Raw genomic sequence first — 12,473 nt, forward strand, 5'->3', positions numbered from 1 at the left:
CGACCTGACGGCCAGTTCTGCACCATGGCTGTCCTCGCCGCGGGAATCGCAACCCGGGTGCAGAAGTCGGCGCGGGTGCGTTGTCCGGGCGCGCGGCTAGCCTGGGCACCATGGCCCTATCCAAGGAAGAACGCGAACAGTTTCTGGCCGAACCACACGTTGCGGCGCTCTCGGTGAGCGCGGGTGACATGCGCGGACCACTGACGGTGCCGATCTGGTACCAGTACAGCCCCGGCGGCGAGCCGTGGATTCACACCGGCGCCGGTTCCCGCAAGCACCGGCTCATCGAGACCCAGGGCGAGTTCACGCTGATGGTCGACCGCGTCGAGCCCACCGTGCGCTACGTCGCCGTCGACGGACCCGTCAGCCGGATCGAGCCGGCAACCGACGATCAACTGGTTGAGATGGTCAAGCGCTACCTGCCGCCGGAAGCCGTCGACGGCTACCTGGAGTTCGCGCGCCGTGAACATGGCGAGGGCGTCGCCATCTACATGAAGCCCCAGCACTGGAACTCCTCGGACCTGGGCTCGATCTGACGTGGGGTCTCGGCAGTTCCTGTTCCGAACCCTCTACCGACTCGGGTTCACTCCGTGGGACGGCCATCCTCTGCCGACGAGCCTGACGAACCTGATCGAGGGTGACCAGCCCCTGCCCCCGGGGAAGGCCTTGGACATCGGTTGCGGCACCGGCGACAACTCGATCTATCTGGCCGGGCACGGCTGGCAGGTCACCGGCGTGGACTACGTGGCGCGAGCGGTCGAGCGGGCGCGGGCGAAAGCGGCGGCCAACGGCATCGACATCCGGTTTGAGCAGGCCGACGTCACCCGCCTCTGCGAGGAGGGCATCGGATCGGGCTTCGACCTGATCGTCGACAACGGCTGTCTGCACGGCATGAACGACGAAGACCGACACGACTACGTGCGCGAGGTGACGGCGGCCGCCGCGCCCGACGCGCGGCTGCTGCTCGTCGAGTTCATCCCCGGAAGTTCCTTCGGCGTAGCCGGCATCGAACCCTCCGAGGTGGCACAGCGGTTCGAACCCGCATGGACACTGCTGGCATCCAACGCAGAGCCGGCGATGAAGCGCAAGGGCAAGGACTCCGGCCGGTACTACCTGTTTGCGCGCGCTTCGTAGAGCGCGGCGACCGCGGGCAGGCTCACCTTCAACGCCGGATTACGCGGAAGTTCGTCGACGATGGCGAACGCGACGGGCACGTTGTAGACCGGCAGCGACCGACGGACCAGCTCCTTGAGCTCGTCGTCGGAGGGCGTCGGCTCGCCGGGGACGGCCTCGATGGCGGCGAACGGCACCTGACCCAGCCGTGCGTCGGGCACTCCCACCACGCACGCGTCGCGCACGGCCGGATGCGAAATCAACACTCGGCGAACGGTTTCCGGCAACACCTTGAACCCGCCGCGGTTGATGGCGCCATCGGCCCTTCCATGCAGGGTGACGAACCCGTCCTCGTCGATCGACGCGATGTCGGTGGTGCGGATCCAGTCGTCGCCGATCGAGGTGATCTTCGCCTCCAGCAGCCCGCGCTCGCCGGTGGGTAGCTCGGCCCCGGTGTCCTCATCGACGATGCGCAATTCGGTATCGGGTAGCGCCCTGCCGACGCTGTCGCGCTTGGCTGCGCCGAACTCAGTGTCCATCTCCGGCGTCCAGGCACACAGCGACCCGGCGAATTCGGTTGCGCCGTAAGCCAACTTGACCGGAATGCGGTAGCGGGCCTCGAACTCGTCTCGGGTCTCCGGGTCAAGTGGACCCGACGCGCTGATCAGAAACTCCAGCGAGGCAAGGTCCTCCTTGGGTACATCGGCATCGAGCAGCATGCGGATCACGGCCGGCTGCACGCCAGACCGTTTGATGCGGTGCGTCTTCACCGCGTTCACCCAGCCGTCGACGGTGAACCGCTCCAGGATGACGATCCGCCTGCCGTTGTAGGCGCCTGCGATCAGTTGGCAGACCCCGATGCCGCCGAACTGCCAATACGAGAATTCGGGCGGGGCGCCCGGCGGGGCCGCCTCTCCGCTGGTGACGCTGAAGACGGTCCGTTCGAGCACCTTCGTCTTGATGGACTGCCGTTTGGGCGGGCCGGTAGTGCCGCTGGTCAGAATCTGCAGTGCCACACCGGGTTCCGCCTCGGCATGCGGGCGGCTGCCGTCGCGGCGCTCCAGCCCCTGCACGGGTGCCACCATGGGCGATCGCATCGAAAGGGCGACCCCAGCGCTGCCCGCCCGCTTTGCCGCAGCGACGACCTCGTCGGCCCAGTCCTGCTCGTCGGCGACGACGGCCGACAGCGCCAGCGTCTCGATGTCGCGGCCGATCGACTCCGGCGATTGGAACGAATAGATCATCGAGACGGCCCGACCGGCTGCCATGAATCCCATGATGGCGGCGGCGTGCGGCAGCCGATTGCGCACCACCAACCCGACCGGTGCATCGTCGGCGACCCCGGCATCGCGCAGCACCGACGCGATGGCGTCGGCATACCCGGTGACCTCGTTGCCCGAGAACCACCGGCCCTCGTAGGAGATGCACTGACCGTCGCCGTAGCCGGCGAGTCCGGCCGCGAACTTCTCGGTGAACGGTTCGGTCACGCCTCGACGATAGCCAAGCCCGTCGACGGCCCCGCCGCTCAGATCCCCAACGCCGCCATCGCGCCGTCCACCGTCGCCCTCCGGAGCTGCTCATAGGAGGTGTCGGGGAACTGCAGGCAGCAGTCCTGAAGCCCCCCGAAAGCGATCACGGCTCTGGTGGATTGCCGCAGCGTCGGCCTGCTCCCGAAGACCAGTTTGCACAGCCTCTCCCGCCAGGCCAGCATCATGTCGATCAGGCCAAGGTCGGCCAACGTCGACAACTCGGAGACCAGGACCACCAGGTCGGCGCGGTGCCTGAAATGGAAGTCGAAGTAGCCCTCGAGCAGTTCTCGGGGTGTGGCGCGCGCCGACCCGCGGCGGCGTTCATGCTCGGCGACGAAGCACTCACCCTCGTCGACCAAGGGTTGCAGGATGCTGCGCACGAGTTCTTGGCGTGAACTGAAGTGGTAGTAGAGCGCGGGTTTGGTGATTCCCAAACGATTTGCGATGTCCTGCAGGCTGGTGCGCTGGACGCCTTTCTCCGCGAAGAGTTCTCTGGCAACGACCTGGATGCGCTGTCGGGTCTCGGTCGGGGGCCTGGCCACGTAGCCACCATAACTTACTTAACGATAGGTAAGCTCACGGTCGCGACAACGAAGGAGAAGTCATGCGAATCCTGATATCCGGGGCCAGCATCGCCGGTCCCGTGCTGGCCTACTGGCTGACCCGAAGCGGCTTTGACGTCACCGTGGTCGAACGCGCGCCTGCGCTGCGCAAGACCGGAGGCCACGCCGTCGACCTGTTCCGTCCGGCGATGGAGATCTCGGAACGGATGGGTGTGCTGCCGCGCATCGAGGAACACGCCACAGGAACCACCGTGCTGAGTGCGTACCGGCCGTGGGCGGTCAAGCCAGCACGTATCGACTACCTCAAGCTCATCGGCGCGTTTTCCGACCGGCACGTCGAGATCATGCGCGACGACCTCAGCGAGATCTACTACGACGCCAGCCGTGACGGCGCCGAGTACGTGTTCGGCGATCAGATCACCGGCATCGACGACGACGGAGGAGTCTCGTTCGAGCATGGCACGCGACGGCGGTTCGACCTCATCGTCGGTGCCGATGGGCTGCATTCCGGGGTGCGCAGGATCGTGTTCGGCGACGACGTGCCCGAACGCTTCCTCGGCGGATACCTCTCGGTGGTTTCGGTGCCGAAACCCCTTGCCCTCGTTGGCGAAATGGACGGCTACTTCGATCCCGACCGAGTCGCGATGATCTACACCGCCGACCACCTCGACGACGCACGTGCGGTGTTCATGTTCCGGCCGACGCAGCCGTTGGACTACGACCACCGCGACACTGCGCGCCAGCAGGCCCAACTGCGTGCCGCGTTCAGCGGAATGTCCGCACAGGTCGACAGCTGGCTCGAGGAAGTCGAGCACACGCCTGCGTTCTACTTCGACGCCATCACCCAGCTTGAGCTCACCGGCTGGTCGCGGGGTCGGGTAACGCTTGTCGGCGACGCCGGTTACTGCCCAGGCCCCGCCGTCGGCGGCAGCACCAGCCTCGCCGTCTACGGCGCCTACGTGCTGGCGGGCGAGATCGCGACTGCGGCAGGCGATTACGCCTCGGCTTTCGCGGCCTACGAAACCACGATGATGCCGTCGGTGGTCGGCAGCCGTTCACTGGCGAGGGCCAACGCCAAGACCCTCGTGCCGGGCAGCCGCTGGGGCGTGCGGGCACTCGTCGGCGTCGCGCGTGCGGTGTCTGTGCTCCCGCTCGGCGTCACCCAGGCCCTCGCTCGGCTCAATCGTAAAGGCGTGAGGCTGTACGACACGATGCCGCTGCCCGACTATCCGGCGGTGACCGCCCGCACCTAAACGGGAGAGGTCATTGCGCGCGGCCGCCGAGGTGTTTGGCGAGGAAGCGGTCGGCGCGGTGGTAGAAATCGAGGCGGTTCTCGGGCTTGGTCAGGCCGTGCCCTTCGTTCTCGTACATCGCGTACTCGTGGTCGATCCCGTGTTCCTGCATGGCCGCGACGATCTGCTCTGACTCTGCCCGTTTGACGCGCGGATCGTTCTCGCCCTGCGCGATGAGGATCGGGATCGCGATGTCGTCGACTCGTGACAACGGCGACCGCGACCACAGGAAATCGGGGTCTTCACCGACGCGCTTGTGCCACGTCACCAGCATCGGCTTCCAGTACTCGGGGAACGACTCCATGAGCGTGTTGAGATTGGACGGGCCGACCATCGAGATCGCGCACTTGAACACGTCGGGGGTGAACGTCGCACCGACGAGGGCGGCGTAGCCACCGTAGGAGCCGCCATAGATCGCCACCCGCTCGCGATCGACAATGCCCTGGGCGACAAGGTGATCGATGGCGTCGAGCAGGTCGTCGTGCATTTTTGCGCCCCACTCGCGATTGCCCGCGTTGAGGAATTCCTTGCCGTACCCGCTCGAGCCCCGGAAGTTCACGTGCACGCAGAGGTAACCGCGGTTGGCCAGCCACTGCGCCTCGGTGTCGAGTCCCCACCCATCGCGGGTCCACGGACCGCCGTGCACCACAAGGACCGCGGGCAGATCGGTGCGTTCGACGTCGGCGGGAAAGGTGAGGTACCCGTGAATCGTCAGCCCGTCGCGCGCGGTGAAGGCGAACGGTTCCATCGGCACCAGCGGGTAGTCGTTGAGTTCGGGCCGGTGGTCGAACAGAAACGTCGCGCTCTTGGCTGCGCGGTTCCACGTGTAGAACTTGACCGGGCCCGAGTCGCTGTCGAACGCGACCAGCCAGGTCGTGTCGTCGTGATCGCGGTCGCTGATCCCCAAATCGCCGTTGTTGAGCTGCTGAAGCGCTTCGATGTCGGCGCGCATCGACTCGTCGAAGATGCGGTACTCCACCCGGTCGCCGTACACCATCACGCCGTCGATCTCGCGGGTGTCGGGGTTCATGATCGCGCCGGTAATGTCGTAGTTCGGGTCCTCGGCGATCACCTCGACGGCGCCGCTCGCGATGTCCATCTTCACCAACCGGCCGGTGTTCGAGTCGATCGAGGTCTGCAGGTACATTCCCGTGCCGTCCTTCGTGAAGCCAAGCGGCCCAGTCGTTTCCGCATCCTCAGGCGGAACCTCGACCAGTGGGCGCCAATCGGACGTCTCGTCATCACGCACGAGTATCAGCATCCCGCCGTCCTCGGTCGGCGTCACCGCACCGCGTACCTTCAAATCGTCGTCGACCACCCAGCCGAGAAATCCTGGATTCTCGACAACCTTCTCCAACGCCCCGCTCGTCAGGTCGAGGTGGTACACGTCGTGCAGTTGCGGGTTGTCCTTGTTCAAGCCGAGCAGCACATCGTTCGGGAACCGCTTGCGGTGCGCGATCAGCCGGCATTGCACACCGTCGAGTGGAGTGAGGTCGCGCTCGGCGCCGGTCTCCAGGTCGACGTCGTACAGGCGGTAGTTTTCGCTGCCGTCCCTGTCGCGCACATACATGATGTGGCGGTTGTCATGCGCCCACGTGTACCCCTCGATGCCGCGACCGGCGTCGTGGGTCACCGGCCGCTCATTGCCCGCACCCACGTCGCCGACGAACACGTTGAGCACCCCGTCGAGCGGCGCCAGGTACGACAGCCGCTTACCGTCTGGCGAGATCTGCGCCGACGCGCGTTCTGGATTGCCGAGCAGCACCTCGAGCGGGATGAGCTTCACATCGGCCATGGCGGGCCTCCCTTGTCGGCGTCGAGGTCAGATCCTAGGTTGCTAGGGATTGTCCGGCGGCGTCGGTGGCATCGCCACCACCGCAAGCGCTGCGACCACCGCAACCGCGAGCACTCCAAGGAAGACTGCAGCGGTACCGGATTGGATGGCGGCGGCACCGATGGTGTGCACATCGCCCTCGCCGAAGAAGGAGTTTGCGACGGCCCCGAACACCGCGACCCCCACCGCGCTGCCGAGCGACCGGGCGAACATGTGCGCGCCGGTGACGACCCCGCGCTCGTCCCAGTCCACGCTCGACTGCGCGGCGATCAGGCTGGGCAGGGCCAAAAGGCCGAGACCGCAACCGGTCACGAAGCACAACGCCGCAACCACCAGGATGTTCGGCCGGTGCGCAACCGTGAGAAGCCCGCAGGCACCGAGCAGCACGAGCGCCGCACCGATGAGTGCCGTCTTCTTGAAGCCGATCCGAAGATAGATCCGGCCGGCCAGACCGGCGGTCAACGGCCAACCGATGGTGAGTGTGGTCAGCGCAAGGCCGGCCTGCACCGGCGATACGCCCAGTGACCCTTCCAGGTAGGTCGGCACATAGGAGGTCAGCCCGATCAGAATGGCCCCGACGCCCAGGCCCACCACGGTGGTCGTCGAGAGCAGCCGCCGCGTCACGACGAAGCCCGGCAGTATCGGCTCGGCTGTTCGTCGAGCGGCGAGGCCGAACGCCGCAAGCAACACCACACCCGCACCGAACGCGCCGACGCTGGCCGCCGAGTCCCATTCCCACGCCTGCCCACCGCCCAGGATGGCCAGCACCAGCAACGTCAGCCCCGCGGTGAGCAGCACCGCCCCGCGATAGTCCACAGACTTCTCGCCGCGCTCCGCGTCCTCGTGAAAGCGCCTTGTCATCATCCACGCGGCCAGCAGGCACAACGGCACGTTCAGCGCGAACACCCAGCGCCAGATCCCGAGCTCGGCGAACAGCCCGCCCAGGGTCGGGCCGATCACCGATGCGACGGCCCACACGCTTGCGAAGTAGCCCTGCACTCGCGCCCGTTCGGCGAGCGAGTAGATATCGCCGACGATGGTCACCGACATCGGTTGCACCGCACCGGCTCCAACGCCCTGCACGACGCGCGCGACGATCAGCGCAGGCATCGACCACGCGAGCGCGCACAGGATCGAGCCGACGAGGAAAAGCCCGATGCCAACGAGGATCACCGGCTTGCGGCCGAACACGTCGGACAGCTTCGCGTACAGCGGCGTCGTGACCGCCTGCGCGAGCAGGTATCCGGAGAACAGCCATGGGAACAGCGCGAAATCGCCCAGTTCGCCGACGATCGTCGGCACCGCGGTGGCCAGCACGGTGGCGTCGAGAGCCACCAGGCTGAGCGAGAGCATGATCGAGACGAGGACCGGGCCCCGCTGCGACCGAAACCCGACTCCGTCGACGGCTTCGGCACTCACTTACACGACGATACGAAAAGCCCCCGACGGCACTATCAGTGCCCCGGGGGCTTTCGCGTCTCCTGGATGGACTAGGAGGTCAGCGACGCGGGCGGGTTGAAGCGGTCGCCGTAGCGGGCGGCCAGTTCCCTGGCCCGCGCGACGAAGGCTTCCTTGCCTCTGCCGCCCGCGCCTTCGTAGCCGACGATGAACTGCGCGCTTCCGCCGGTGTAGGGCGGGAACCCGATGCCCATGATCGAGCCGATGTTGGCGTCGGCGGTCGACGTCAGCACTCCCTCGTCGAGGCACTTCTGGGTCTCAAGCGCCTCGGCGAACAGCATGCGGTCGATCATGTCCTGCAGCGGCGGTTCCGACGCTCCTGACTTGAACGCCTCCCGCAGGCCGGGCCACAGGCCGGTGCGCTTGCCATCGACATATTCGTAGAAGCCCGCGCCCTTCAGCCGCGACGGCCTCTCGAGCTCGATCATCTTCTCGACGACCGCCTCGGCCGGGTGCGGCGTATAGGTGCCGCCCTCGTCCTCGACGCCCTTGCGGGAGGCGACGGCGATCTTGTGCATCAGCTCGAGGTTGAGCTCGTCGGACAGCTGCAGCGGCGGCGCCGGGTAGCCGGCCTGGCTGCCCGCCTGCTCGATCGACGCGGGCGCGACGCCCTCGCCGAGCATGGCCAGCGCCTCGTTGACGAAGGTGCCGATGACGCGGCTGGTGAAGAAGCCGCGGCTGTCGTTGACCACGATCGGGGTCTTGCCGATGGCCAGCGTGTAGTCGAACACCCGGGCAAGCGCTTCGTCAGACGTCTTCTCGCCCTTGATGATCTCGACCAGAGGCATCTTGTCGACCGGCGAGAAGAAGTGGATCCCGATGAAGTCCTCCTGGCGCTTCACGCCGGCCGCAAGACCGGTGATCGGCAGCGTGGAGGTGTTCGAACCCAGCAGCGCGTTCGGCTCGACGATGTCCTCGATCTCCTGAAACACCTTGTGCTTCAGCTCGACCGACTCGAACACGGCCTCGATGACGAAGTCGACGCCCTTGAAATCGGCGGCGTCGGCGGTCGGCGTGATGCGGGCCAGCAGCTTCTCGGATTTCTCCTGCGTGGTCTTGCCCCGCTCGAGCGCCTTGGCTTCCAGCTTCTCCGAGTAGCCCTTGCCCTTGTCGGCGGCTTCCTGGGACACGTCCTTGAGCACGACGTCGTAACCGGCCTTGGCCGAGACGTAGGCGATGCCTGCGCCCATCATGCCCGCACCGAGCACGCCGATCTTCCTGATCTCCTGCTTGGCGATTCCGTCGGGGCGCGATCCGCCGCCGTTGATGTGCTGCAGGTCGAAGAAGAACGCCTGGATCATGTTCTTGGCGACCTGGCCGGTGACGAGATGCGTGAAGTAGCGGCTCTCGATCCGCGACGCGGTGTCGAAGTCCACCTGTGCGCCCTCGACGGCCGCGTCCAGGATGGCGCGCGGCGCGGGCATCGGCGCGCCCTTGAGTTGCTTCTTCAGCAGCGCAGGGAACGAGGGCAGGATGCCTGCCAGCCCGGGGCTGCTCGGTGTGCCGCCAGGCATCTTGTAGCCCTTGACATCCCACGGCTGCGTGTGCGATTCGGGGTTTGCCTTGATCCACGCCTTGGCGGCGGGCACCAACTCGTCGACGGTCGGCACCACCTCGTCGACGAGGCCGATGTCCTTCGCCTTGCCGGGCTTGAATCGGGTGCCCTGGCTGAGCACCTCCATGAACGCCTTCTGGATGCCGAACATCCGGACGCTGCGCGTCACACCGCCGCCACCCGGCAACAGGCCGAGCGTCACCTCGGGGAAGCCGACGACCGAACCAGGTACGTCGGCGATGATCCGGTGGTGACAGGCCAGGGTGATCTCCAGGCCGCCGCCGAGTGCCGCGCCGTTGATGGCGGCGACGACCGGCTTGCCGAGGGTCTCGAGCTTGCGCAGGTCGGCCTTGATGCCCTCGACCGTGCTGAAGAACTCGCCCGCGTCCTCGGGCTGGGCCTTCACCATCGCGGTGAGGTCACCGCCCGCGAAGAACGTCTTCTTCGCGCTGGTGATGACGACGCCAGTGATCGAATCCTTCTCGGCGACAAGGCGTTCTACGGCGTTGTGCATCGACTCCTGGTAGTGCTCGTTCATCACGTTGGCCGAGCCGTTGGGGTCGTCCAGGGTCAGGGTGACGATGCCGTCGGCATCCTTGTCCCACTGAATGGTGTTGTCTGCCATTGCCTTACACCCTCTCGATGATGGTCGCGACACCCATGCCGCCGCCGATGCACAGCGTGATCAGCGCGCGGCGCGCGTTGCGGCGCTCGAGCTCGTCGACCATGGTGCCGGTGATCATGGCGCCGGTGGCGCCCAGCGGGTGGCCCATCGCGATGGCACCACCGTTGACGTTGAGCTTCTCGTCGGGGATGTTGAGGTCCTTCTGGAACTTCAACACCACTGAGGCGAACGCCTCGTTGAGCTCGAACAGGTCGATGTCGTCGACCGTCAGCCCGGCGCGGTCCAGCACCTTCTTGGTGGCGGGCGTCGGGCCGGTGAGCATGATGACGGGGTCGGCGCCGCTGGTGGCGGTGGCGACGATGCGGGCGCGGGGGGTGAGGCCCTGCGACTGGCCTGCCTTCTCCGAGCCGACGAGCACCAGCGCGGCGCCGTCGACGATGCCGGAGCTGTTGCCGCCGGTGTGGACGTGGTTGATCTTCTCCACGTAGTGGTACTTCTGCAGCGCCACATCGTCGAAGCCGCCCATCGCGCCAACACCGTCGAACGCGGTCTTCAGCTTGCCGAGGCCCTCGAGGCTGGTGTCGGCGCGCATGTGCTCGTCGTGGTCGAGGATGACCAGACCGTTCTGGTCCTTGACCGGAACGACGGACTTGGCGAAGTATCCGCCCGACCATGCGGCGGCGGCCTTCTCCTGGCTGCGCAGCGCATAGCGGTCGACGTCCTCGCGGGAGAAGCCCTCGATGGTGGCGATCAGGTCGGCGCCGATGCCCTGCGGGACGAAGCCGATGCGGTAGTTGGTCTCGGGATCGGTGGCCCACGCGCCGCCGTCGGAGCCCATCGGGACGCGGCTCATCGACTCGACGCCGCCTGCCAGCACCAGGTCGTCCCAGCCGGAGCGGACCTTCTGTGCTGCGGTGTTGACCGCTTCGAGGCCCGATGCGCAGAACCGGTTCAGCTGGAAGCCGCCGGTGGTCTCGGGCAGCTTGGCCACAAGAGCGGCGGTGCGGGCGATGTCGCCGCCCTGGTCGCCGACGGGCGACACGACGCCGAGGATGACGTCGCTGATCAGATTCTCGTCGAGGTCGGGAAAGCGGACGCGCAACTCGTCGATCAGGCCGACGACCAGGTTGACCGGCTTGACCTCGTTGAGGGCACCGTTCTTGTTCTTGCCGCGAGGCGTGCGAATGGCCTCGTAGATGAAGGCTTCTTCAGACATGAAGATGTTCCTGTTCAGGTGGGGTTGTTTGGGAGACCTGCCCACATGGGCGGTTGTCCTCTACGCGCCAGCCTAACAGCGTCTCCCAACTCGTTGGTTGGGAGGTTCGTCACCCTCGCGAGCAGACGCAAACTCGCACGAATCCGGGCACAAGGATGCGAGTTTGTGTCTGCTCGCGGAGAACTAAGCGACCTCGAGCTCCATGAGCGTCGGGTAGTCGGTGTAGCCGGCCGGTCCAGACGAATAGAACGTCGCGGCGTCGGGCTCGTTCAGTTCGGCGCCCAGGAGCAGACGGTCGATGAGGTCAGGGTTGGCGAGGTAGGCGCGGCCGACGGCGGCCGCACCGACGACGCCCCACTCCACGAGGTTCTCCAGTTCGCAGAAGTTCGACTCGACGCCGCGCGGGGTGTTGAGCACCAGCGTGCCGTCCCACGCCGAGCGGATGACCGCGAACGCTGGTTGTGTCGGCTCGATGACCAGGTGCAGGTACGCCAGCCCGAGCGGCCCGATCCGATTCAGGAGCGCCTCATAGGCGCCCACCTCGTCGACCTCACGCATGTCACCGGCGCTGTTTCCGGGCGAGATTCGCAGCCCGACCCGTCCAGCCCCGATCTCGTCCGCGACGGCTTCGACGACTTCGGCCGTCAACCGGGCGCGGTTGGCCGGCGAGCCGCCGTAGCCGTCGTCGCGACGGTTGGTCACGTCGGAGAGGAACTCGTGCAGCAGATAGCCGTTGGCCGAATGGATTTCGACGCCGTCCATTCCGGCGTCCACGCCGCGGCGCGCCGCGGCGCGGAAGTCGGCGATGATCGCGGGGATCTCGTCGGTGCGAAGAGGGCGCGGAACAGGTAGCGGTTTCTTACCGGTGGGGGTGTGCGTTGTCATGTCGGCGGCGATGGCCGACGGCGCGACGGTCTCTGCGCCGCTGGTCTCGGGATGGCCCATTCGCCCGACGTGCCACAGCTGGACGAACATCCGGCCGCCTCCGGCGTGCACGGCGTCCGCGATCTCGGCCCACGCCTGCTGGTGCCGGTCGGTGTACATCCCCGGTGTGTTGGGGTAGGCGCCATTGGCCGCCCGCGAGATCGCCGTCGCCTCGCTGACGATCAGGCCCGCCGAGACGCGCTGCGCGTAATAGGTGACGGCCAATTCCGACGGTGTCGCATCAGCCTCCGCGCGCGAGCGCGTCAGCGGGGCCATGAAGAGCCGGTTGGTCGTCGACACGTCGCCGATCTGCAACGGTTTGAGCAAAGCGGAGTCGTCGTCGAGTTCGAACGTCATGTTGTGA

The 12,473-nt window shown here is 66.7% G+C and carries 10 protein-coding genes; 3 read left to right on the top strand and 7 right to left on the bottom strand.

Translation table 11 applies throughout. The features are described from left to right. The first annotated feature begins 110 nt into the window (after window positions 1-110). Complete coding sequence (locus D6M19_RS02215) at window positions 111-536, top strand: pyridoxamine 5'-phosphate oxidase family protein (protein WP_123023493.1); 426 nt, start codon at window positions 111-113, stop codon at window positions 534-536. Between the two features lies 1 nt (window position 537). Then, window positions 538-1,134, top strand: coding sequence for a class I SAM-dependent methyltransferase (locus tag D6M19_RS02220; RefSeq protein WP_123023494.1), 597 nt, complete (start codon window positions 538-540; stop codon window positions 1,132-1,134). Here D6M19_RS02220 and D6M19_RS02225 read toward each other — a convergent pair. Beyond that, entirely contained in the window at window positions 1,110-2,600 is a 1,491-nt protein-coding gene (locus tag D6M19_RS02225) for a class I adenylate-forming enzyme family protein (RefSeq protein ID WP_123023495.1), read from the bottom strand. The genes D6M19_RS02220 and D6M19_RS02225 overlap by 25 nt on opposite strands. Before the next feature lie 38 nt (window positions 2,601-2,638). After that, window positions 2,639-3,184 (bottom strand): TetR/AcrR family transcriptional regulator, encoded by a 546-nt coding sequence (locus tag D6M19_RS02230; protein WP_123023496.1) that lies wholly within the window; start codon window positions 3,182-3,184, stop codon window positions 2,639-2,641. A 62-nt stretch (window positions 3,185-3,246) separates the two neighbouring features. Between D6M19_RS02230 and D6M19_RS02235 the strand changes: the two genes are divergently transcribed. Continuing rightward, window positions 3,247-4,458: an FAD-dependent monooxygenase gene (locus D6M19_RS02235; RefSeq protein ID WP_123023497.1), complete on the top strand. Its 1,212-nt coding sequence runs from the start codon at window positions 3,247-3,249 to the stop codon at window positions 4,456-4,458. Window positions 4,459-4,468: 10 nt separating this feature from the next. Here D6M19_RS02235 and D6M19_RS02240 read toward each other — a convergent pair whose 3' ends face one another. The 5 genes from D6M19_RS02240 to D6M19_RS02260 form a co-directional block, all read right to left on the bottom strand. After that, window positions 4,469-6,292 (bottom strand): S9 family peptidase, encoded by a 1,824-nt coding sequence (locus D6M19_RS02240; protein WP_123023498.1) that lies wholly within the window; start codon window positions 6,290-6,292, stop codon window positions 4,469-4,471. 42 nt (window positions 6,293-6,334) lie between these two features. Further along, window positions 6,335-7,750, bottom strand: a complete 1,416-nt coding sequence (locus D6M19_RS02245) for an MDR family MFS transporter (protein ID WP_234834652.1) — start codon at window positions 7,748-7,750, stop codon at window positions 6,335-6,337. Window positions 7,751-7,821: 71 nt separating this feature from the next. Further along, window positions 7,822-9,969, bottom strand: a complete 2,148-nt coding sequence (locus D6M19_RS02250) for a 3-hydroxyacyl-CoA dehydrogenase NAD-binding domain-containing protein (RefSeq protein ID WP_123023499.1) — start codon at window positions 9,967-9,969, stop codon at window positions 7,822-7,824. Window positions 9,970-9,973: 4 nt separating this feature from the next. Beyond that, window positions 9,974-11,185, bottom strand: a complete 1,212-nt coding sequence (locus D6M19_RS02255; protein ID WP_123023500.1) for an acetyl-CoA C-acetyltransferase — start codon at window positions 11,183-11,185, stop codon at window positions 9,974-9,976. Window positions 11,186-11,368: 183 nt separating this feature from the next. Then, window positions 11,369-12,466 (bottom strand): alkene reductase, encoded by a 1,098-nt coding sequence (locus D6M19_RS02260; protein ID WP_123023501.1) that lies wholly within the window; start codon window positions 12,464-12,466, stop codon window positions 11,369-11,371. Between the last annotated feature and the right edge of the window lie 7 nt (window positions 12,467-12,473).

This window comes from Mycolicibacterium stellerae, from assembly GCF_003719305.1.
In the GTDB taxonomy this organism is placed as follows: Bacteria; Actinomycetota; Actinomycetes; order Mycobacteriales; family Mycobacteriaceae; genus Mycobacterium; species Mycobacterium stellerae.